Here is a 21,008-nt window from a genome sequence, read left to right on the forward strand (position 1 = left end):
CCTGAGATCGGGCTGTGAAGAAATCATGAAGGTGCCCGGAATTCGCCGTTCGTCAGCGTGATCCGGACTGGACCATCGTGACTCGCCAGGCGCGCGGTCGGGTCCGCGGCCCTGACCCCCTGGAGCCCCTCGTGGACGACCCTGCGTCCCTCACGGCCGCCCGTGCCACCCCGTTGCCCACCCCCGCGGCACGGCACCTGGTCAACCGGTTCAGCCACGGCCTCACCCCGGGCCTGGCCCGCGCGGTCCGCGGCGGACGGCACCTGGACTGGTTCGAGGCACAGCTGAAGCCGGCGTCCGTGAAGGACGGCCCGGGCGCCCGCGTGGACGGCTGGTTCCCCGACCTCTGGCGCACCCCGCTCGACCAGTGGCTGCGCTACCGGGACGGCACGAAGTCCAACTACGACATGTACATCGACCACGGCCGCTGGGTGATGACGCGGCGGCTGGTCTCGAACCGCCACGTGCACGAGGTGATGACCGCCTTCTGGGAGAACCACCTGCACGTCCCCCTCACCACCGACGGCCACTTCGTCTGGCGCCCCGACTACGCGCTCACCATCCGCGCCCACGCCCTGGGCCGCTTCGACCAGATGCTCCAGGCCGCCGTCACCCACCCGGCGATGCTGGTCTACCTCGACGCCGCGATCTCCACGAAGGCCGCCCCGAACGAGAACCTCGGCCGCGAGCTGCTCGAGCTGCACACCGTGGGCGTGGGGAACTACACCGAGTCGGACGTGAAGAGCTCGGCCGCGATCCTCACCGGGTGGCGGGTGGACATCAACGACACCTGGCAGCGGCTGTACGTGCCGGAGTACCACGCGACGGGCGCGGTGAGGGTGGGCTCGTTCCGGCACGCCAACCGCTCCACCGACGGCCGCGCCGTGACGAAGGCCTACTTGCGCTACCTGGCCCACCACCCCGACACCGCGACGCACCTGGCCACCAGGCTGGCGACCGCGTTCGTCTCCGACGACCCGCCCGCCGCGCTGGTGCGCACCCTGGCCCGCACGTACCTCGCGCACGACACCGCCATCGTCCCCGTGCTGCGGACGCTGGTCCGCAGCAGCGCGTTCAAGGCGAGCGTCGACGCGAAGCTCCGGACGGCGGACGAGGACCTGCTGGCGACGTTCCGGGCGCTGCGGATGCGGCTCACGGGGCAGGTCGACGGCAACTCCGGTCCCGCCGTGCTGCGCAGCTGGACGGGCAGCCTCGGCCTGTCCACCGGCAGCTGGCCCGCGCCGAACGGGGCACCCCTCACGGCCGACTTCTACGCCACTCCCCTGCGCGCGCTGGCGTCGGTGGGCGTCCACTGGAACGTGGCCAACCGGTACTACCCGACCCAGGACACGGTCTACCGGACGCCGGACGCCTGGCTGCCCCCGCTGCCCGCCTCGTTCCGCACGATCGCCGAGCACATGTGCCGCGAGCTGCTCTACCGCCCGCTCAACGCGCGCCTGCTTGCCACGTGCGCCACCGCCGCCGGCGTCACGGACGTCGACGCCTCCCTGACCGCCGACTCCTCCGTCGTCCGGTACCAGCTCACCCGCGTCCTGGCGGCCCTCCTCGACTCCCCGGAGCACTACGCGCGATGACGACCTCCCCGCTCCCCCCTGCCGACAGCCACCCGGCCGCCCCCTGCGGCTGCCCCGACCTCGCCGCCGCGGGCCTGGCGGCGTCGCGTCGCTCCGTGCTGCGCACCGCCGCGCTGGGCGGCCTCGCCCTCACCGTCGGTGGCGCGGTCGTGACCCGGGCGCCCGCGTCCGCCGCCGCCGCGGAGGGCGACGACTGGGCCCTGGTCGTGGTCTCCCTGCGCGGGGCCTCGGACGGGCTCTCGATGGTCGTGCCGCACGGCGACCAGGCCTACTACGACGCCCGCCCGAACATCTCCATCGCGGCGGACCGCCTGCTCATGGCCGACGCGATGTTCGGCTTCCACCCGGCCATGAGCGCCCTGCAGCCGCTGTGGAGCGCGGGCTCGCTGGCGGCGGTGCACGCGACCGGGCTGCCGGTGGCGAACCGCTCCCACTTCTCCGCGATGGAGGAGGTCGAGGACGCCGACCCCGGCACGTCCGCCCGCGTGGGCTGGCTGAACCGACTGCTCGGCGCCGACTCGCTCACCAGCCCGCTCCAGGGGCTGAGCGTGGGCAACCGGCCGCTGGCGATGGTCGGCCCGGAGCCCACGATGAGCGTGAGCGACGTCAACGGGGTGAAGGTCGGCGGCGCGTCCGTCCTCGACTCCTCCGACCGCCGCTTCGCCTCCCTCGAGCGCGCGTGGCGCGGCTCGGTGCCGGGCCCCGCCACCATGGCGGCGGGCATGTCGGCGGCCCTCACCGCGGCCTCGCAGTTCCAGGCGGTCAAGGACGTCGCGAGCACCGCCACCTTCCCGACCAGCTCGCTCGGCAAGGCGCTGGCGGTGGTCTCGCGCACCATCCGCGCCGATGTCGGCTCCTCGGTGTTCACCGTCGACTCCGGCGACTGGGACATGCACACCGACATCGGCTCGTCGACCAGCGGCTGGATGGTCAACAACGCCCGCGACCTGGCCACCTCGATCGCCGCCTTCTTCGACGACCTCGGGGACGCGGCCTCGCGCACCACCCTCGTGACGATCTCCGAGTTCGGCCGGCGGGTCGCCGAGAACGCCAACCGCGGCCTCGACCACGGCTGGGGCAACGTCATGCTCGTGGCGGGCGCCGGGGTGAAGGGCGGGCAGTACTACGGCACCTGGCCCGGCCTGGCCACCGGCGTCAACGCGGACGTCTCGGTCACCACCGACTACCGCTCGGTGCTGGGCGAGGTCGTCGCGACCCGCACGAGCGCCTCCCTCGCCACGGTCTTCCCCGGGTTCACCCGGGAGAAGGTGGGGTTCATGTCCTCGCTGTGACGGCGGCGAGGGCTCACGTCATCTCCGAGAACCGCTCCACCTTCTCGCGCTGGCCGGAGACGATGATGACGTCGCCGCCCTGCACCACGGTGTCCGGCGTGGCGTAGGTGAACGCCTCGCCGGGGCGCTTCACGCCGACGACGGTGACGCCGTAGGAGCGCCGCACGTCGGAGTCCAGCAGCGTCTTGCCGAGCATCCGGCGCGGCGGCTGGGTCTTGGCGAAGGCGTACCCGTCGTCGATCTCGATGTAGTCGATCATCCGGCCGCGGACCAGGTGCGCCACCCGCTTGCCCATGTCGTGCTCGGGGCGGACGACGTGGTGCACCCCGACCTGCGTGAGGATGCGCGCGTGCGCCTGGCTGATCGCCTTCGCCCACACGTGCTCGACGCCGAGGGTGAGCACCACCGAGGCCGAGAGGATGCTCGCCTCCAGGTCGGTGCCGACGCCGATGACGGCGCGGTCGAAGTCCTGGACGCCGAGCTGGCGCATGGCCTCCTCGTTGGTGCTGTCGGCCTCCACGACGTGCGTGAGCCGGCCGGCCAGGGACTGCACGGTCCGCGCGTCGGAGTCGATGCCCAGCACCTCGGTGCCCTCGGCGACGAGCTCGAGCGCCAGCGAGCGGCCGAACCGGCCGAGGCCGATGACCACGACACCGCCGGTGTCGACGTCCTTGCGGTTCCAGAACTTCGAGCTAGCCAATGATCGGCCGTCCTTCCGGGTGCTGGTAGAGCCGCTGGCGCTCACGCAGCGCCAGGGCCGAGACCAGGGTGATGGGCCCCAGTCTGCCGACGAACATGAGGACGACGAGGACCACCTCGCCGAAGGAGCCCACCTGGTTGGTGATCCCGGTCGAGAGGCCCACCGTCGCGAAGGCCGAGGTGGTCTCGAAGAGGACCTGGTGGGTGTCGAAGCCGGTGACCTCGACGAGCAGCATGGTGCTGCCGGCGACCACGGCCACGCTGAGCAGCGCCACGGTCACGGCCTGGCGCATGGCGCGCTCGCCGATGCGGCGGCCGAAGGCGTGCACGTCGGCCTCGCCGCGCACCTCGGCCCAGATCACGAAGAAGAGCAGGACGAACGTCGTCACCTTGATGCCGCCGGCGGTGCCGGCCGAGCCGCCGCCGATGAACATGAGGGCGATGGTGCCGAGCAGGGTGCCCTGCTGGAGGCTGCCGATGTCGAGGGAGTTGAAGCCCGCCGTCCTGGCCATGACGGAGGCGGTGAGGGCCGGCAGCCAGCGGTCGGTGGCCGGGAGCGCGCCCAGGGTCGCGGGGTTGCGCCACTCGTTGCCGAGGACGAGGACGACGCCGAGCACCAGCAGGACGGGTGTCGCGGTGAGCACGATCCGGGTGTGCAGCGACCACTCCCGCGGTCGGCGCCAGCGGCGCAGCAGCTCGAGGATGACGGGGAAGCCGAGGCCGCCCAGCACGACGGCGACGCACAACGGCAGGCAGATCCACGGGTCGGTGGCGAAGCCGACGAGGCTGTCGGACCAGAGCGCGAAGCCGGCGTTGTTGAACGCGGAGACGCCGTGGAAGACCCCCAGCCACACGGCCCGGCCGAGGGACTCGTCGTAGCGGAGCCAGAACCGGAGGGCCAGGACGAGCGCTGTGACCGCCTCGACCACGAGGCTGGTCACGGCGACACCGCGCAGCACCGTCCGCACGTCCCCCAGGCCCACGGCCTTGGTCTCGGCGGCGGCGTTGAGCCGGGTACGCAGGCCCATCCGCCGCGACACGAGGAGGCCGAGCAGCGAGGCCATGGTCATGATCCCGAAGCCGCCGACCTGGATGAGGGCGAGGATCACCACCTGCCCGAACGGCGACCAGTAGCCGGGGGTGTCGACCACGGCCAGGCCGGTCACGCACACCGCGGAGGTCGCGGTGAACAGGGCGGTGAGCACCCCGGCGTGGCCGCCGACGCCGGCGCGCGAGAGGGGCAGCAGGAGCAGGAGGGTGCCCACGGCGATCGTGCCCGCGAACCCGGTGACGACGAGCTGCGCCGGGTGGCGGAAGGTCACGTGCGGGAGTCTGGGCACGACCACGAACCGTAGGGGATGCCGCTCACCCGATGAGGGGGCGGCCCTCCGGGTGCTGGTAGAGCCGCTGCCGCTCGCGCAGCGCCAGGGCCGAGACGAGGGTGACGGGGCCGAGACGGCCGATGAACATGAGCGCCACCAGCACCACCTCGCCGGGGTCGCCGACGAGCGGGGTGATGCCGGTGGAGAGGCCGACGGTGGCGAAGGCCGAGACGGCCTCGAAGAGCACCTGGTAGGTGGGCAGGTTCGTGAGCTCGACGAGGACGACGGTGCCGGTCACCGCAGCGGCGACCGAGAGCAGCGCGACGGTGAGGGCCTGCCGGGTGGCGCGGTCGCCGATCCGGCGTCCGAACACGTGGACGTCGCGCTCGCCGCGGACCTCGGCGACGATGACGAAGAACAGCAGCAGGAAGGTCGTCACCTTGATGCCGCCGGCCGTGCTGGCCGAGCCGCCGCCGATGAACATGAGGACGGTCGAGACCAGCAGGCTGCCGTGGTGCATCTCGCCGGTCTCGAGCGCGTTGAACCCGCCGCTGCGCGGCATGACGGCGTGGAAGAAGCCGGGGAGGAACCGGTCGTGGACCGGCAGGGCGCCGAGCGTGGCGTCGTTGCGCCACTCGTTCGCGATGAGGAAGACCGTGGCACCCACGAGCAGCAGCGCGGTGCCGGTGAGCGTGAGCCGGGTGTGCAGCGACCAGGCCCGTGGCCGCAGGAGGTGCCTGCGCAGCTCGAGCATGACCGGGAAGCCCAGCCCGCCGACGAGCACCCCGACGGCGATCGGGAGCAGCACCCAGGGGTCGGTGGCGAAGCCGACCACCGAGTTCTCGAACAGCACGAAGCCCGCGTTGTTGAACGCCGAGACCGCGTGGAAGACGCCGAGCCAGGCGGCGCGCAGGAGCGGCTCCTCGTAGCCGAGCCAGAACCGAAGCGTGAGGACGAGCGCGAGCAGCGCCTCGGTGAGCAGGGAGATCCGCAGGACGCCGAACACCACGCTGCGCACGTCGCCGAGGTCGACCGCGCGGTGCTCGGCGGCCGCCGTGAGCCGGGTGCGCAGGCCCATCCGCCGGGAGACGAGCAGGCCCAGGAGGGAGGCCGTGGTCATGATCCCGAAGCCGCCCACCTGGAAGAGCAGCATGATCACGACGTGCCCGAACCCGGACCAGTAGCCGCCGGTGTCGACCACGACCAGACCGGTGACGCAGAGGGCCGAGGTGGCCGTGAAGAGCGCCGTGGACCAGTCGGCGGAGGTGTCGGAGGCGGTGGCCACCGGCAGGCTCAGCAGGAAGGTCCCGAGCATCATCGCCACCGCGAAGGCCACCACCACGAGCTGCGCCGGGTGGCGGATGATCCTGCTGGGGGTGGAGGGCACCCTCCGAAGGTAGGGGAAGGTCGGCCCTGTCGGTGCCGTCACCTAGGTTCGTTCACACGACACGCACGCCGCGCACGGGCCGGCGGGCGCGACCCACCGACCGAACGGAGCCGACATGGCCGAGATCCTGCTGCTGCACCACGTCTGCGGGCTCACGCCCGGGATGGAGATGCTGGCCGGCCGGCTGCGCGCCGCGGGCCACACGGTCCACGCCCCCGACCTCTTCGACGGGAACACCTTCTCCAACGTGAGCGAGGGCGCGGGCTACGTCGACGCCCTCGGCGACGAGAAGTACCGGGCGCGGGTGGACGCGGCTGCGGCCGATCTCCCGGCGGACCTGGTCTACGCGGGGGTCTCCCTCGGCGTGATGAGCGCCCAGCGGCTCATGGCCCGGCGCCCCGGCGCGCGCGGAGCGCTGCTCTACGAGGCCTTCATCTCGCCGCAGTGGGCGGGGCCGTGGCCGGCGGGGGTCCCGGCTCAGGTGCACGGGATGGACGCCGACCCGTTCTTCGCCGAGGAGGGCGACCTGGCGGCGGCCCGCGAGGTGGCGGCCGAGCATCCGGAGGTGGAGGTCTTCACCTACCCCGGGAACGTGCACCTGTTCAGCGACGCCTCGTTGGGCAGCTACGCACCTGACGCCACTGAGCTGTTGCTCGAGCGCAGTCTCGCCTTCCTCGAGCGGGTGTGAGGCGGAACCGTCCGGCCTCCCGACCGGTGTGGCGGTGCTGGCGACCCGACCGTTCGGGCCGTCCGGGGCGTGGTTGACGCAGGGGCACCCTCCCAGGCTGCCATCCCCGGACGCGGATCGCACACCAGCGACGTGCGTAGGACACCGCGTGTCGTTTCCGGCCCACACCGGACCAGATCAGTGAGGCCGCTCACGTGACGGTCGTGTGAACGGCGGACCAAATACCCCTCCCCGTACATGACCTGGGACGTAGCCTGCAGATCCCGGGGAAGCACCCCGGACCGCTGATCGGGCGCACCCCAAGGCGCCCGGGACGGAGGGTGTCGTGACCGAGCTCCTGGAGCCCGCCCGCTCGTGCGCCGAGGCGCCTGTGCGCCGCGTCGAGCGTGACGGCTGGACCTACATCGTGCGCGCCACCCCGGCGCGGCCGCTGTCGGGGGCGCGGATGCTCCCCGACGGGAGCGTCTACACCTCGGCGCTGGCCTCCAGCCTCGAGGCGGCCGCGCAGGTGTCCCCGTGGTCCGAGCACCACGGCTGGACCGTGACGGTCTTCCGCCAGCACAGCGGCGAGGCGGGCGCCGCCCGCAACCTGCTGCACCGCGAGCTGCTCGAGCCGGGCGACGACCCGACCGCGCGCGTCGCCGCCCTCACCGAGGGCCTGGCGCTGGGGCTCGCCCTGCGTCCGGCTCCGGGTGTTCCCGCGGCCTGAGCGACCCCAGACCCCCGGCGGCCGGGAGGCTCAGCCCCCGGCCGTCGGCGTGGCAGCGCCGGTGCGCCCGCTCCTGAGCGGCCGCACCGGCGGCCCGCTCACAGGGCCTTGTCACAGGGCCTTCTCACAGGGCCTTGTCACAGGGCCTTGGTCAGCGTCCACGCGGCCTTGGAGCCCTCCTGGGGCGTCGCCCAGCCCAGCTCGGTCAGCTTGGCGCGGACGGCCTTGCGGGCGGTCACGCCCTTCTTCGCCTTCGGGGCGGCGGGCACGCCGCACTCCTCCTTGAGGATCGCCTTGAGGCCCTTGGTGGCCTCGTCCGCGCCGTCGAAGACACGGACGCCGTCGACCTCCTTCGACTGCGCGTACATCGCCGCGTACACCTTCTCGAGGTCGATCTCGAAGCCCTCGACGCTCAGGGTCTCAGCCATGTGTGTCCACCATTCCTGCTCGGCACTGCTCCGTGCTCGGGACCCCTCCGGCCCCGGCCCGGGAACGATACCGACGCGGGCCGGCCGGGCCGCCGCCCGCGGGAGGTGAGCCGCCGCAAGAGGTGACCTCCGGCTCAGGGTGCCCTCAGATGCCCTCGAGCGCCTCGGGCGACTCGGGCAGCACCTGGCCACCGTCCACGACGATCGTCTGGCCGGTGATGAAGCCCGCCTCGTCCGTGGCGAGGAAGAGGGCCGCGTTGCCGATGTCCGCGACGCTGCCCAGGCGCCGCTGCGGGATGGCGGCGGTCATGCCGGCCCGATACTCCTCGCCGAGACCCAGGAGGCCCTCGGTGGCGATGTTGCCCGGCAGCACGGCGTTGATGGTGATGCCCTGCGGGGCGAGCTCGATGGCCGCCGTCCGGACGAACCCGAGCTGCGCGGCCTTGGAAGCGCCGTAGTGCGACCAGCCGGGGTAGCCGGTGATCGGCCCGGTGATCGAGGAGGTGACGACGACCCGGCCGTGGCCCGAGGCGGCCAGCGCGGGCAGGCAGGCCTGCACGGCGTACACGGTGCCGTTGAAGTTGGTGCCCATGACGTGCGCCAGGTCGGCCGGCGTCATCTCCGCGAGGGTGGCGGAGGGAAAGATCCCGGCGTTGGCACACAGGACGTCGATGCCGCCGTGCCGCTCGACGACCGTCGCGGCCAGGGCCGCGCAGGCCTCGGGGTCCGAGGTGTCGGCGGCGAACCAGTCGCAGCCCAGCTCGGCGGCCGTGGCGACGAGCGCCTGCTCGTCCCGCCCGGTGATCGTCACCGTCGCCCCGGCCGCGGCGAAGACGGCGGCGATGCCCTTCCCGATGCCCTTGCTCGCCCCGGTGACGATGACGGACCGACCTGCGACCGACGTGAACATGCTGCGCTCCTCCGTTCGTGCCGCGCTCTGCGTGTCGCGGCTCCTGCCGTGCACTCAACCAGCCGCACCGACGCCCTCCGCGCGCCGAAACCAGATGGTCACCGCGGGTGGGCAGAGTTCACCGGCCGTTGACGCCCGCGGCCGGCCGCCCCTGACGTCGCGCCTACGCCCGCCCTCCCTCCCCCTGGGGGTCGCAGGGTGGCGTGCGGCCCAGACCGCCCGACATTTTCCTCACGGCGCCTTTACGTACACGTTTGCGCGGCCGAACAGGCCAGGGACGAAGGAGACATGGATGTCACTGAGCCTGCGCGGACGCGCCCTGATCGCCACGACCCTCGGACTCGCGCTCGCGGGGCCGATGCGGGTCGCCCTGCCCGCCGACGCCGCGGTCGACGACCCGGCCGCCGCCCCCTCCCCCTCCGGGGCCGGTCGCATCGACGCGTCCGACTCCACCCTGTCCCGCCCCCAGGTCGCGCGCCTGCTGGAGAAGGACAGCACCATGCGCCTGGACTCCCGGGGCGCCCTCTACGTGGTCGACCCCGTGCGCACCCCGCCGCGCGACCTCGCCACCGCGACCACGCGCACCGAGAGCCTCACCCGCTCGAGCAGCTCGCTGCTGTACCCGACCGGCGACACGTTCAGCCTGCACAGCCGCCCGGGCGCGACGAAGACGATCTTCCTCGACGTCGACGGCACGACGCTGGGCGAGACCGCCTGGACCCTGGCGAAGACGGGATCCAGCCAGCCCGCCTGGGACCCGGCCGGCGACGGCGCGTCCTTCAGCGCCGGGGAGCTCGCGAAGGTCCAGGAGGTCTGGGCCTCCGTCGCCGCCGACTACGAGGCCTTCGACGTCGACGTCACCACCGAGGACCCAGGCACCGCCGGCCTCGTGCGCAGCGACGCGGACGACACCGCGTACGGCATCCACGTCGTCATCGGCGCGTCCTCGGCGTGGGGGCCCCTGTGCAGCTCCAGCTGCGGCGGCGTCGCCTACGTCGGCACCTACGCCGAGATCGGCGGCAGTCACCAGCCCGCGTGGGTCTTCACGCAGGGCACCGGCAACAGCGCGAAGTCGGTGGCGGAGGCCGCCTCCCACGAGGTCGGCCACACCCTCGGGCTCACCCACGACGGCACCCGGTCCGCGGGGTACTACTCCGGCTCCGGCCTGTGGGCCCCGATCATGGGCGTCGGCTACTACCGGCCCGTCTCCCAGTGGAGCCGCGGGTCCTACCCGGGCGCGAACAACCGCCAGGACGACGTCCTGCTCCTCAGCCGCATGCTCGGCTACCGCGACGACGAGGCGGGCGTGTCCTTCGCGGACACCAGCCTGCTGCCCGACGACCACGTCGGGACCATCACGTCCTACCGCGACCGGGACGCCTTCGCCCTCGGCGCGTGCGACGTCGGCAGCACGGTGACGGTCTCCCCCGCCACCTGGGCCTCCGACCTCGACATCGTCATCACCGTCCGCACGACGAAGGGCGTTCGGCTCGGCTCGTCCTACACGGTGACGACCACCGGTGACGGCGTGACCGCCGCGGGCCTGGCCGCCGCCTACACCATCCCCGCCCCCGCCTCCGGGAAGCCGCCGTGGGGCGACCTGGTCGTGGAGATCTCCGGGCGCGGCCAGAACAGCTACTCCAGCGGCGGCTACGACGCCTACGGCTCGCTCGGCAGCTACGTCGTCGACGCCCCCGGCTGCAACCTCGAGCCGCTCATGCCCGGCGCGATGAACGACGTGACGGCCACCGTGCTCTACGCCGACGCGGCTACCGTCGCGTGGACGCCGCCCACCGACGGCGACCTCGCTCCCACCGCCTACAAGATCTCCGTGAACGGCGCCTCGTGGCGGACGGCCTCGGTGCGGGCGACCTCGATGGTCGTGGGCGGTCTCAAGCCGCTGAGCACCAACAGCATCCGGGTGCGGGCGGTCAACGGGCTGGTGCCCGGCCCGACCGAGACGGTGTCGGTGACGATGCCGGCGCTCACCGTGCCCGGGGTCCCGGCCTCGTTCGCTGCCACCCCCGGCACCGGCCAGCTGGCCCTGACCTGGAGCAAGCCCGACGACACCGGGAACGCGCCGATCCTGGGCTACAAGCTGACCACGGGCTCGAAGGTCTACGCCCCCTCGGCGGCCTCGGTGGGCGCGCTGCTGCGGTTCCTCACCGCCGGCACCGAGTACACGCTGACCCTCCAGGCGAGGAACAAGGCCGGCTACGGCCCCGCGCTGACCATCACGGGGACGCCGACGAGCTGACCCTGCCGCACGATCACGCACCACCCACGCCGAACGGCCGCTCCGAGATCCTCGGGGCGGCCGTTCGTCGCGTCCGACCGGGAGGCACGGGTTCGCGAGAACCCCTTGCGGGCGCGCCCGCGGTGCGGGACAGTCGTCCCACTCAACCGGGACGACCGTCCCAGTTGACCGGGTACGACCGCCCCAGGAGGCCCCGCCGTGGCCAGGATCAGCGTCGCCGAGCGCCGCGAGCTGCTGCTCGCCGCGGCGCTGCGGGTGCTGGCGGCCGAGGGCATCGAGGCGCTGTCGGTGCGCCGGATCGTCACGGAGGCCGGCATGTCGCTGGCGAGCTTCCACTACGCCTGGACCTCCCGCGAGGAGCTGCTGGCCGAGGTGATCACCTCGGTGGTCGCGGGCGAGCGGGAGGCGGGGCTGAGCGCGCTGCTGGAGCCGGACGCCGACGCCCCCGCCGAGACACCCGCCGACGCCGTGCGCGCCGCGCTGCGCGGCTACCTGCGGCTCGTCATGGCCGATCCCGGGCGCGAGCAGGGGATGCTCGAGCTGACGCTCCACGCCCAGCGCTCCCCGGCGCTGGCCGGCCTGGCGCCGCGTCAGTACGCCGCCTACCGCGCGTTGGCCGCCGAGGTCCTCACCCACGTCGCCGACCGCTTCGGCGTCACGTGGGACGCCCCCGTCGAGGAGCTGGCCCGGCTGGTCGTCGCGCTCACCGACGGGCTCACCCTCGCCTGGCTGGTCGACCGGGGCACCCCCGACCCCGAGACACCTGCCGACCCCGAGACACCTGCCGACCCCGAGACACCTGCCGGCTCCGAGGCACCCGCCACCCCCGACCCCGAGGCCGCCGCCGAGCGCCTCGCCGAGCACGCCGCCGCCGCCGTCCTCGCCCACCTCGTCGAGCCCCCGGAGCGCCCGTGACCGCCACCCCCGACCTGCTCGCCGAGCCGACCACGCGCGTCGGCCGCCGCTGGCTCACCACCTTCGCGCTGGCCTGGCTGGGCGTGTGGCTGGCGCAGCTGACCCCGATCCAGCTCCTCCTCCCCCTCCAGGTGGACGACGTCCTGGGCACCGACGCCACGTCGGCGACCGGGTGGGTGGACTCCGTGGTCGCCTACGGCGTCATCTCCGGGATCGCCGGAGTCTTCGCGCTGGCGGCCTACCCGCTGGCCGGCACCGCCTCGGACCGCACCCGCAGCCGGTTCGGTCGCCGCCGCCCCTGGATCGCGGTGGGCAGCCTCGTCTTCGCCGCCGGCCTGCTGGGCCTGAGCGCCGCGCACGACGTCGTGACGGTGGGCGTCGGCTGGGTGGTCGCCCTGGTCGGCTTCTGCATCGTCACGGCGGTGCTCACGGCGGCCATCTCCGACCAGGTGCCGGTCGACCAGCGGGGGCTCGCCTCGGGCCTGGTCTCGGCCCCGCAGGCGCTCGGCATCATCGTGGGCCTCGCCGTCGTGACCGTCGCCGGCTGGGGCCAGCTCGGCGGGTACGTGTTCTCGGCGGTCGCGCTGCTCGTGCTCGTCCTGCCGTTCCTGGTCTCGTTGCCCGACCCGCCGTCCACCGGCCACGAGCGCCCCGCGTTCTCCTGGCGCGAGGTGGTGACCGCGCTGTGGGTGGACCCGCGGGAGCACCCGGACTTCGGCTGGGTCCTCGCCGGCCGGCTCCTGGTCAACCTCGGCAACGCCATCGCCACCACGCTGCTCCTGTACTACCTGGAGTACGGGCTGCGCCGACCGCACGCCGAGGACGACCTCCTGCTGCTCTCGGTCGTCTACATGCTCTTCGTCATCGTCGCCTCGGTCTGGCTCGGGCGCGCCTCGGACCGCACCGGCCGGCGACGCCCCTTCGTCGTCGTCGCGGCGCTGCTCCAGGCGGTCGCCGGCGTCCTGCTGGTCGTGGCGCCCACGTTCCCCGCGGCCGTCGTCGGCGGGGCGCTGCTCGGCGCGGGCTACGGCTCGTTCCTCTCCGTCGACCAGGCGCTGGCCACCCAGGTGCTGCCGGACCCCGCGACCCGCGGCAAGGACCTCGGGATCATGAACGTCGCCACCGCCGGCCCGCAGGCGTTCGGGCCCCTCGTGGGCGCCGGCCTCGTCGTCGCCTTCGGCGGGTTCTCGGGCCTCTTCCTCGTCTCCGCCCTCACCGCCCTGCTCGGCGGTGCCACCACCCTCTTCGTGAGGAGCGTCCGCTGATGCTCGACCTGTCCCTGCCGTCCACGGGCGAGCCCGGCCGTCCCTGGCTCGACCCCGCCACCTGGTGGCCGGCGCTGACCGGGGCGACCCGCCACCTCGACGCGCCCCTCGGCGTCCTCAGCGTCGACGCCCTGCGCTGGAACGCCCACGACCTGCTCCGCCGCGCCGACGGCCTCCCGATCCGGGTCGCGAGCAAGAGCCTGCGCGTGCGCGGGGCGCTGGAGGCCGTGCTGGCCCTGCCGGGCTACGCCGGCGTGCTGGCCTACACCCTCGAGGAGGCCCTCTGGCTCGCCGCGTCGGGCACCAGCGACGACGTCGTCGTCGGCTACCCCACCGCCTCGCGCCGGGCGCTGCGTCGCCTCGCCGGCGACGAGCGGCTCGCCGCCGCGGTCACGATCATGGTGGACGACGTGGCGCAGCTCGACCTGGTCGACGCGGCCGTCCCGCCGTCCGCCCGCGCCGACGTCCGCGTCTGCCTCGAGCTGGACGCCGCCTACCGCCACCCGCTGCTCGGCCACGTCGGCACCCGGCGCTCGCCCCTGCGCGAGCCGCACGAGGTGCAGCGCCTGGCCCGCGCGGTCGTGGAGCGTCCCGGCTTCACGCTGGTCGGGCTCATGGCCTACGAGGGGCAGATCGCCGGGCTCGGGAACGCCGGCCGGGGGCGCGGGGACGTCGTGCGGGCGATCCAGCGGGCCTCGGCGGCCGAGCTGGCCGAGCGCCGCGGCGCGACCGTGGCGGCCGTGCGCGCGGTGGCCCCGCTGGAGTTCGTCAACGGCGGCGGGACCGGCTCGATCGAGTCGACCCACGCCGACGCCTCGGTCACCGAGGTCGCGGCCGGGTCGGGCCTCTTCGGTCCCCACCTCTTCGACACCTACGACCACTTCTCCCCCGCCCCGGCGGCGGCGTTCGCCCTGCCCGTGGTGCGGCGCCCCAGCGGCCCGGACGCCGACCTCGTGACCCTGCTGGGCGGCGGCTGGATCGCCTCCGGCCCGCCCGGCGCCGACCGGCAGCCGCAGGTCGTGTGGCCCCAGGGCCTGGAGTACCTGGCCCGCGAGGGCGCCGGCGAGGTCCAGACCCCGCTGCGCGGCGAGGCGGCCCGCGGCCTGGCCGTCGGCGACCGGGTCTGGCTGCGCCACACCAAGGCCGGCGAGCTGGCCGAACACCTCGCCGACCTGGTCCTGCTCGAGCCCGACGGCACCGGCGGGCTGCGCGCCGGCGACGTCCTGCCCACCTACCGCGGCGAGGGGAAGGCCTTCCTGTGAGCACGCACGCCACACCCACCACGCACCCCACCCACACCTGGCAGAACTGGGCCCGGGTCGAGGGCGCCAGCCCGACCTCAGTCGCCCGGCCGCGCTCCCCCGAGGAGGTCGTCGACCTCGTGGTCGCCGCCCGCGAGCGCGGCGCCACCCTCAAGCCCGTCGGGGCCGGCCACTCCTTCACGGCGATCGCCGCCACCGACGGCATCCAGGTGGACGTCGGCGCCCTCAGTGGGGTCCTCGAGGTGGACGCCGAGCGGGGCCGGGTGCGGCTCGGCGCCGGCACCCACCTGCACGAGCTGCCCGCGCTGCTGGCCCCCCACGGACTCGCCCTGGAGAACATGGGCGACATCGACCGGCAGACCATCGCCGGCGCCACCTCCACCGGCACGCACGGCACCGGGGCGCGCTTCGGCGGGCTGGCCACGCAGCTGGTCGGCGTCACCCTCGTGACCGGGGCCGGCGAGCTGCTCACGGTCTCGGAGGAGGAGAACGCCGAGCTGCTGCCCGCCGTCCGCCTGGGCCTGGGGGCACTGGGCGTGCTCGTCGACGTCACCGTCCAGTGCGTGCCGGCGTTCCTCCTGCGGGCGCACGAGTCCTCCGCCGGGCTCGACGAGGTGCTGGACGACGCGGGCTGGTTCACCGCCCCCGACCACGCCGAGTGCTACTGGTGGCCGGGCACCGACCGGGTCCAGACGAAGATCAACACCCGGCTGCCGCTGGACACGCCGTACACGCCGCCGGGTGCCCTCGGCCGCTGGGTCGACCAGCGCGTCGTCCAGAACGGGGCGCTCGTGGTGATGAGCGAGGTCGCGCGCCTGGCGCCCGCCACCACGCTCCCCCTCAACCGGCTGGCCACGAAGGTGCTGGGCGAGAAGACCTACACGGACCGGTCCTACGCCGTGTTCACGAGCCCGCGGGACGTGCGGTTCCGCGAGTGCGAGTACGCGGTGCCGCGCGAGGCGCTCCCGGAGGTCGTCCGCGCCCTGCGCGACCTGGTCGAGCGGGAGGGCTGGCGGATCAGCTTCCCCGTCGAGCTGCGGGTGGCCGCGGCCGACGACGTCTGGCTCTCGACCGCCTACCAGCGCGACTCCGCCTACGTGGCCGTGCACCGGTACTGGAAGGAGGACCACCTGCCCTACTTCCGGGCCGTCGACGCGCTCATGCGGGAGTTCGAGGGCCGGCCGCACTGGGGCAAGATCCACTTCCAGGACGCCGAGTCGCTCGCCCGCGTGCACCCCCGGCTCGGGGACTTCCAGGCGCTGCGCGACCGGCTCGACCCCGACCGGGTGCTCGCCAACGACTACCTGCGGCGGGTGCTCGGGGACTGACGCGGCGGGGCCGGTCGTCAGGGCTGGTGGCCGGGGCTGGTCGTCAGAGGTAGTCGTCGAGCCTGCCGGCGCGGGCCGCAGGGAGGCCCGTGGGACCGCCGGCGTCGGACGTGGCGCGGGACGTCTCGCGCTCCGGGACGTGCGGCACCCGCCCGTCCCTGGGCTGCGCCAGCCGCGTGGACCGCTCCAGGACCTCGGCCCCGGCCGCCGTCCTCGCCCCCACCGTGCCGACGAGCTGACCGGACAGCTCGGTGTACTCGCTGCGCCAGCGCTGCCGCTGGCCGAGCGTGCTGTCCGGGTCGTCGATCGCGTCGGCGAGCCTGCGCATGCGGCCGTAGACGGGCGTCGGGGCGGCGCTCGCCGTCGGGGCCGGTGGCACGATCGGTGTCACGATGGGCCGGATGTCCACGTCCTCCCCATCGGCGCACGGGGTCGGCGGCTGAGCCGGGAAGAGTGGAAGCACGACAGCCGCCCCTGAACGGGACGGCTGTCGTCTCGGACGAGTGCTTGAGCAGGTGAGAATCAAGTATCCGGTCGAACTACACGGGATTCACGCGATCCTGGTCAGTGCGTGCTCGATCGCGTGCTCGAGATTCCGCTGCTGGGTTGCTGTGAGCTCGTCTGAGCCCGAACATCCAGAGTGACAAAGGCAAGGCCAAGGCCTACCAGGTACGCCAAGTCCTCAAGGCCATCGACAAGAAGGAGGCCCTCTGATGCAGACCCCACCACAGGTGGACGTGTCCCACTACAGCTACCGCGTCACGTGGTCGGCCGAGGACGCCGAGTTCGTCGCCACCTGCGTGGAGTTCCCCTCGATGTCGTGGCTCGCGCCGACCCAGCTCGAGGCACTCCAGGGACTGGAGGCGGCCCTCGGTGACGTGGTCGCCGACATGGAGGAGAACGGCGAGGCGATCCCCGTCCCCTTCTCGGAGCGGACGTACTCCGGCACGTTCAACGTCCGCATCGGCGAAGGACTGCACCGGCAGCTCGTCATGCACGCCGCAGAGGACGGCCTGAGCCTCAACCAGTTCGTCGTGAAGAAGCTCGCGTCCACCTGACAAGGCCCGAAGCCCTCCAACCGGGACCCTCGTGTCCCTGATGGCGATGTCGAGGGGCCTCCGGGAGCACGTCCGCGACGTTGACGGCGCCCTCGGCCACACAATCCGACGAAGGCGGCTGCCCACTGTGTGCAAGGCTCGCCACCGTGGGTGAGATCAGCACGCGGAACGCAACGAAGGCCGACGTCGACGCGCTGATGGAGTTCTGGGCGGAGGCCGGCGAGAACGGATCGCGCCCGGATGATCGACCAGATCTCATCACTCAGCTACTGGATCATGACCCCGAGGCGATTCTTGTCGCTGAGGTCGACGGCTTGATCGTGGCCACCATCGTGAGCGGATGGGACGGCTGGCGTGCGAATCTCTATCGGCTCGCCGTCGCGCCTCACTGGCGCGGTCGCGGTCTTGGTCGGCGGATGCTGGCGCTGGCCGAAGAGCGGCTCCGCGGCCTGGGGGCGGAGCGGTTCTGCGCGATGGTCCTCGATGAGAACGATCTCGGAGCCGCTTTGTGGAGGTCCGCGGGCTACACGCCGCAGGACGAGTGGCGTCGATGGGTCAAACCCGCCACCTGAGCGAGAGCGTCCCCCCACCGGCCGGAATGCGGAACCCACACAAGCCGAGAGCCGCCCCGGGCTCGGGGCGGCTCTCGATCAAGAGGGCTGTCCGGCCTTGCGGCCGGCCGGCGATCTACGAGGGATCCGCGATCAATCCACGGAGACCTCGTGGTGGAGCTGGCGGGAATCGAACCCGCGTCCTGTGGCGGTGTACCAGGTCTTCTCCGGGTGCAGTCCGTGCTGTTCGTGTTCTCAGCCCCGGTGCTCGCACGGACACGTCACCGACAGGCTCAGTCAGGTTTGAGTCCCGGTCAGCCGCCCTGACAGCAGCTGAACAGCAAGTCTCCTAGTCGACGCCAGGGTCCGGGACGGAGACGGATGCCCGGTCTGACGCTTCGATCACCGCTCAGGCGGCGAGAGCGAAGGAACTGCGCTTAGCGTTGGCAGTTATTGGTTTCCAGCGACGTTTACGAGATGACGCTGGCTTCTCGACCCGCTTCCCCTGGAGACAGCGTCCCCAGTCGAAACCGATCAGCCCCTCTTGAGTTGTGCGTGCCCAGTGTAACGGCCGGCGTCCACCCGTTTGTTCCGGGCCGGACCACCGCGGCCCCACCGCCGGGAGCCGGCCTCAGCGCGCGATCCACTCCCGCAGCAGCGGGACGCCGGGGCCCTCGCACGGGTCGAGCCCGCGGGAGCGTCCGGCGAGCGCGAGGCCCAGCCGTGCGGCGGGGCCCTCGACCCGGGGGCCCTGCCCGTGGGTCCAGTCGAGGTCCGTCGCCACGAGGGTCACCGACGGTCGCTTGGGCCGGGTGAAGAAGCCGAGGCGGGCGGCGGGGCTGACGAGGAAGTCGAGGACGGCGGGCCAGGCGGCCGGGTCGGAGGCGTCCTCCAGCCCCAGGGGCACCGCCATGTCGTGCAGGTGGATGCGCAGGTCCGTGAGCGGCGCGACGGGGCCGAGCCCGGGTGGGGCGAAGCGCTTGCCGCAGCCCTCGCGGAGCCGGGTGGCGACGACGCCGGGTCCACGCTCGGCGTCCAGCGTGGCCTCCTCCTGGCGGACCAGGTGGTCCATCGCCCTGTCGTAGCTGAACCACCGCCGGGCCATGGCCCCCAGGACGTCGCCGAGGGAGTGCGTGAGCGGCACGGTGAGGTGCACGGCGACCTGGCCGACGGTCCAGCGCCCGCACAGCGACGGGGTGTCCCACTCGGCCGGGCTCAGCCGCTCCACGACGTCCGCGACGTGCCGCCGCTCGCGCGCGACGGCGCTCCAGGTCTGCTCGGCGTCCACGCCCGACATGGTCGCAAACCCGACGCTGCCCGGACGTCGCGTCACGGTCACCCGCGGGTAAAACCTCCAGGAGAGGCTCAGTCCTTGTACCCCTTGGCCCGGCGCCCGACGGCGATCTCGGTCTCGCGCTTGGCGGTGCGCTCGGCGATGGCCTGGCGCTTGTCCCAGCTCTTCTTGCCTCGCGCGGTGGCGATCTCGATCTTGGCGCGGCCGTTGAGGAAGTACAGGCTGAGCGGGACGACGGTGAGGCCCTTCTCCGCCACCCGGCGCTCGATCTTCTCGATCTCGGCCTTGTGCAGCAGGAGCTTGCGCTTGCGGCGCGCGGCGTGGTTCGTCCAGGTGCCCTGGAGGTACTCCGGGATGTGCACGCCGTGCAGCCAGGCCTCGCCGCGATCGATGTCGATGAACCCGTCGACCAGGGAGGCGCGCCCCTCGCGCAGGGACTTCACCTCGGTCCCCATGAGCACCAGGCCGGCCTCGTAGGTGTCCTCGATGGCGTAGTCGTGTCGCGCCTTCTTGTTCTGCGCGATCATCTTGCGCCCCTGCTCCCTGGCCATGGGTCCATCCTCCCAAATCCGGTCAACCGGATTCACATCCCCCGGTGGCAGGCTCCGCAGCCAGAGCCCGGCCGACGAACGGATAAGGGTCAGCCGATCCAGTTCATCGGGTCGACGGCGGTGCCGTTGACGAGCACCGTGAAGTGGAGGTGGCAGCCGGTGGACCAGCCGGTGGTGCCGGCCCGGCCGACGACCTGGCCGCGCTCGACGTAGTCGCCCACGTTCACCCGGTAGCCCTCGGCGTGGTTGTAGACGATGGTGAGGGACTTGCCGTTGACGGTGCCCAGCGAGATGTAGAGCCGGTGGCCGTAGACGTCCGACCAGTACTTCGCGATGACCGTGCCGGAGCCCGCGGCCACCATCGGCTCGCCGCAGTAGACGGAGAAGTCGGTGCCGTCGTGCAGGCCCCAGTAGCCGTAGATCGGGTGGATGCGCCAGCCGTACGGCGAGGTGACGACGCCGGGCACGGGCCGGGTGAGGTAGCCGGACGCCTTCGCCGTGACCGACCGGCCGGAGCGCTGCGCGGCCCGCTCGATCCGGGCCTGGAGCGAGCTCTCCTTGGCCTTGAGCTTCTTCAGCGTCCGGACGTCGCGCGCCTTGATCCGCACGGCCTTCTGCTTCGCCGCGACCCGCGTGGCGAGCGTGGCGGCCACCGTGTCGCGGGCGTCCTCGGCCTGAGCCTCGAGCGACCGGACGGTGGAGAGGTGGTCGGCCGCGGCCTCACGCTGGACCTCCACGGCCTCCTTGGCCTCCGAGACCTGGCCCTCCTGGACGGCGAGGAGCACCGTCGAGGCGTCGAGCTGGTCGTAGAGGCGGGCCTGGTGGTCGACGATCGCGTCCGAGGCGATCTGCTGCTGGGTGAGGTCGTCGGTGGTGCCGTCGGTGAGGAGCTCGGAGATCGCCGCGAGCTCGGCGGGGCCGTCCTGGTAGCCGTCGACGATCGAGTCCTTGACGGCCTGCTCCTGGTCGGCGAGCGAGTCCTGCCCATCGGCGAGCGCCTCCCGGGCCGCGGCGAGCCGCTCCTCGGCGGCCTCCAGCCGGTCCTGCATGAGGGCGTCGCGCTCGCGGGCAGCGTCCAGCTTCGTCCGGACGACCGCGAGCTCGGAGCGGGCGTCGGCGAGCGCCGACCGGGCGCTCTGCACCTTCGCGATGGCCGCGCGCAGGCCGGCGCTGGCGTCGTCGAGGTCGCCCTGGACGGTCCGGATCTTCTTCTTGACGCCGGACTTCTTCTTCTTCAGCTTGTCGCTGTCGGCCGCCGCGACCCCACCGACGGACGCCGCCGAGGCGACCTCGCCGGTCGCCGTGGCGACCTCGTCACCCAGGGCCCCGGACGCGACGAGCCCCAGCGCCAGGGCTCCGGCCGTGAGGGCCGAGGCCAGGCGCTGCCGCCGTGCGTGGGGGAAGGGACGCACCGTTGTCCTGCCTTGTCGCGTGGGTGGAGCGGGGAGGTTCTCGATCGATCCGCCCTCCGGCGTGGCCCGGCCGAAGGACGGCTGG

General features: G+C 73.1%; 19 protein-coding genes, 1 other RNA gene and 1 pseudogene. 11 read left to right on the forward strand and 10 right to left on the reverse strand.

Annotation, left to right across the window (positions count from 1 at the left end):
• Positions 1 to 131 precede the first annotated feature (131 nt).
• Together E8D37_RS10320 and E8D37_RS10325 are read left to right on the forward strand one after the other, a co-directional pair.
• Complete coding sequence (locus E8D37_RS10320; RefSeq protein ID WP_168929711.1) at positions 132 to 1,595, forward strand: DUF1800 domain-containing protein; 1,464 nt, start codon at positions 132 to 134, stop codon at positions 1,593 to 1,595.
• A complete protein-coding gene (locus tag E8D37_RS10325; protein WP_136569706.1) occupies positions 1,592 to 2,887 on the forward strand; it encodes a DUF1501 domain-containing protein in 1,296 nt (431 codons plus the stop codon). The genes E8D37_RS10320 and E8D37_RS10325 overlap by 4 nt, the downstream gene beginning before the upstream one ends.
• A 13-nt stretch (positions 2,888 to 2,900) precedes the next feature.
• Here the strand turns inward: E8D37_RS10325 and E8D37_RS10330 are convergent, their stop codons facing one another.
• The 3 genes from E8D37_RS10330 to E8D37_RS10340 are packed head-to-tail and all read right to left on the reverse strand — an operon-like array spanning position 2,901 to position 6,295.
• On the reverse strand, positions 2,901 to 3,587 hold the full coding sequence (locus E8D37_RS10330; RefSeq protein ID WP_206055688.1) for a TrkA family potassium uptake protein: 687 nt from the start codon (positions 3,585 to 3,587) through the stop codon (positions 2,901 to 2,903).
• Positions 3,580 to 4,908 carry a potassium transporter TrkG gene (locus tag E8D37_RS10335; RefSeq protein WP_136569707.1) on the reverse strand — a complete coding sequence of 443 codons (1,329 nt, stop codon included), beginning with the start codon at positions 4,906 to 4,908 and terminating at the stop codon, positions 3,580 to 3,582. The genes E8D37_RS10330 and E8D37_RS10335 overlap by 8 nt, the downstream gene beginning before the upstream one ends.
• A gap of 43 nt (positions 4,909 to 4,951) precedes the next feature.
• Positions 4,952 to 6,295 (reverse strand): potassium transporter TrkG, encoded by a 1,344-nt coding sequence (locus E8D37_RS10340; protein ID WP_240770338.1) that lies wholly within the window; start codon positions 6,293 to 6,295, stop codon positions 4,952 to 4,954.
• Positions 6,296 to 6,401: 106 nt separating this feature from the next.
• On the opposite strand from E8D37_RS10340, the pseudogene E8D37_RS10345 reads away from it, so the two are divergent.
• Both E8D37_RS10345 and E8D37_RS10350 read left to right on the forward strand, forming a co-directional pair.
• Positions 6,402 to 6,983: pseudogene (locus E8D37_RS10345) on the forward strand (dienelactone hydrolase family protein); the annotation flags it as partial.
• A gap of 325 nt (positions 6,984 to 7,308) precedes the next feature.
• Positions 7,309 to 7,692, forward strand: coding sequence for a hypothetical protein (locus E8D37_RS10350; RefSeq protein WP_136569709.1), 384 nt, complete (start codon positions 7,309 to 7,311; stop codon positions 7,690 to 7,692).
• 137 nt (positions 7,693 to 7,829) lie between these two features.
• Here the strand turns inward: E8D37_RS10350 and E8D37_RS10355 are convergent, their stop codons facing one another.
• A complete protein-coding gene (locus tag E8D37_RS10355; RefSeq protein ID WP_136569710.1) occupies positions 7,830 to 8,120 on the reverse strand; it encodes a hypothetical protein in 291 nt (96 codons plus the stop codon).
• Between the two features lie 145 nt (positions 8,121 to 8,265).
• Positions 8,266 to 9,030: a 3-oxoacyl-ACP reductase FabG gene (gene fabG, locus E8D37_RS10360; RefSeq protein WP_136569711.1), complete on the reverse strand. Its 765-nt coding sequence runs from the start codon at positions 9,028 to 9,030 to the stop codon at positions 8,266 to 8,268.
• 292 nt (positions 9,031 to 9,322) lie between these two features.
• Here fabG and E8D37_RS10365 point away from each other — a divergent pair, with 292 nt between their 5' ends.
• The 5 genes from E8D37_RS10365 (at position 9,323) to E8D37_RS10385 (ending at position 16,057) form a co-directional block, all read left to right on the forward strand.
• Entirely contained in the window at positions 9,323 to 11,287 is a 1,965-nt protein-coding gene (locus E8D37_RS10365; RefSeq protein WP_168929712.1) for a fibronectin type III domain-containing protein, read from the forward strand.
• Between the two features lie 198 nt (positions 11,288 to 11,485).
• A complete protein-coding gene (locus tag E8D37_RS10370; RefSeq protein WP_136569713.1) occupies positions 11,486 to 12,202 on the forward strand; it encodes a TetR/AcrR family transcriptional regulator in 717 nt (238 codons plus the stop codon).
• The gene (locus E8D37_RS10375) at positions 12,199 to 13,467 is read left to right on the forward strand and encodes an MFS transporter (RefSeq protein WP_136569714.1); all 1,269 of its coding nucleotides are present in this window, start codon (positions 12,199 to 12,201) and stop codon (positions 13,465 to 13,467) included. Before E8D37_RS10370 ends, E8D37_RS10375 begins: the two co-directional genes overlap by 4 nt.
• Positions 13,467 to 14,729 carry an alanine racemase gene (locus tag E8D37_RS10380; RefSeq protein ID WP_136569715.1) on the forward strand — a complete coding sequence of 421 codons (1,263 nt, stop codon included), beginning with the start codon at positions 13,467 to 13,469 and terminating at the stop codon, positions 14,727 to 14,729. The genes E8D37_RS10375 and E8D37_RS10380 overlap by 1 nt, the downstream gene beginning before the upstream one ends.
• Positions 14,726 to 16,057: a D-arabinono-1,4-lactone oxidase gene (locus E8D37_RS10385; protein WP_136569716.1), complete on the forward strand. Its 1,332-nt coding sequence runs from the start codon at positions 14,726 to 14,728 to the stop codon at positions 16,055 to 16,057. The genes E8D37_RS10380 and E8D37_RS10385 overlap by 4 nt, the downstream gene beginning before the upstream one ends.
• 43 nt (positions 16,058 to 16,100) lie before the next feature.
• Here E8D37_RS10385 and E8D37_RS10390 read toward each other — a convergent pair whose 3' ends face one another.
• On the reverse strand, positions 16,101 to 16,466 hold the full coding sequence (locus tag E8D37_RS10390) for a hypothetical protein (RefSeq protein WP_136569717.1): 366 nt from the start codon (positions 16,464 to 16,466) through the stop codon (positions 16,101 to 16,103).
• A gap of 304 nt (positions 16,467 to 16,770) precedes the next feature.
• On the opposite strand from E8D37_RS10390, the gene E8D37_RS10400 reads away from it, so the two are divergent.
• Together E8D37_RS10400 and E8D37_RS10405 are read left to right on the forward strand one after the other, a co-directional pair.
• Positions 16,771 to 17,115, forward strand: coding sequence for a type II toxin-antitoxin system HicB family antitoxin (locus E8D37_RS10400; RefSeq protein ID WP_136569718.1), 345 nt, complete (start codon positions 16,771 to 16,773; stop codon positions 17,113 to 17,115).
• Positions 17,116 to 17,261: 146 nt separating this feature from the next.
• Positions 17,262 to 17,687, forward strand: coding sequence for a GNAT family N-acetyltransferase (locus E8D37_RS10405; protein ID WP_136569719.1), 426 nt, complete (start codon positions 17,262 to 17,264; stop codon positions 17,685 to 17,687).
• Positions 17,688 to 17,838: 151 nt separating this feature from the next.
• On the opposite strand, the gene ssrA is transcribed toward E8D37_RS10405, so the two are convergent.
• The 4 genes from ssrA to E8D37_RS10425 form a co-directional block, all read right to left on the reverse strand.
• Positions 17,839 to 18,208, reverse strand: a transfer-messenger RNA (tmRNA) gene (gene ssrA / locus E8D37_RS10410).
• Positions 18,209 to 18,297: 89 nt separating this feature from the next.
• Positions 18,298 to 18,954 (reverse strand): maleylpyruvate isomerase family mycothiol-dependent enzyme, encoded by a 657-nt coding sequence (locus E8D37_RS10415; RefSeq protein ID WP_168929713.1) that lies wholly within the window; start codon positions 18,952 to 18,954, stop codon positions 18,298 to 18,300.
• Positions 18,955 to 19,031: 77 nt separating this feature from the next.
• Positions 19,032 to 19,511 (reverse strand): SsrA-binding protein SmpB, encoded by a 480-nt coding sequence (gene smpB / locus E8D37_RS10420; protein ID WP_136569721.1) that lies wholly within the window; start codon positions 19,509 to 19,511, stop codon positions 19,032 to 19,034.
• 89 nt (positions 19,512 to 19,600) lie between these two features.
• The gene (locus tag E8D37_RS10425; RefSeq protein WP_136569722.1) at positions 19,601 to 20,923 is read right to left on the reverse strand and encodes a peptidoglycan DD-metalloendopeptidase family protein; all 1,323 of its coding nucleotides are present in this window, start codon (positions 20,921 to 20,923) and stop codon (positions 19,601 to 19,603) included.
• Between the last annotated feature and the right edge of the window lie 85 nt (positions 20,924 to 21,008).

The sequence above is a fragment of the Nocardioides sp. GY 10127 genome (assembly GCF_004919085.1).
Lineage (GTDB): Bacteria > Actinomycetota > Actinomycetes > Propionibacteriales > Nocardioidaceae > Nocardioides.

Bases quoted from the DNA above. Each gene is read 5' to 3' on its own strand.
- E8D37_RS10325 (WP_136569706.1), top strand. From the start codon at position 1,592: ATGACGACCTCCCCGCTCCCCCCTGCCGACAGCCACCCGGCCGCCCCC.
- E8D37_RS10355 (WP_136569710.1), bottom strand. From the start codon at position 8,120: ATGGCTGAGACCCTGAGCGTCGAGGGCTTCGAGATCGACCTCGAGAAG.
- fabG (WP_136569711.1), bottom strand. From the start codon at position 9,030: ATGTTCACGTCGGTCGCAGGTCGGTCCGTCATCGTCACCGGGGCGAGC.
- E8D37_RS10365 (WP_168929712.1), top strand. From the start codon at position 9,323: ATGTCACTGAGCCTGCGCGGACGCGCCCTGATCGCCACGACCCTCGGA.
- E8D37_RS10380 (WP_136569715.1), top strand. From the start codon at position 13,467: ATGCTCGACCTGTCCCTGCCGTCCACGGGCGAGCCCGGCCGTCCCTGG.
- E8D37_RS10400 (WP_136569718.1), top strand. From the start codon at position 16,771: ATGCAGACCCCACCACAGGTGGACGTGTCCCACTACAGCTACCGCGTC.
- smpB (WP_136569721.1), bottom strand. From the start codon at position 19,511: ATGGCCAGGGAGCAGGGGCGCAAGATGATCGCGCAGAACAAGAAGGCG.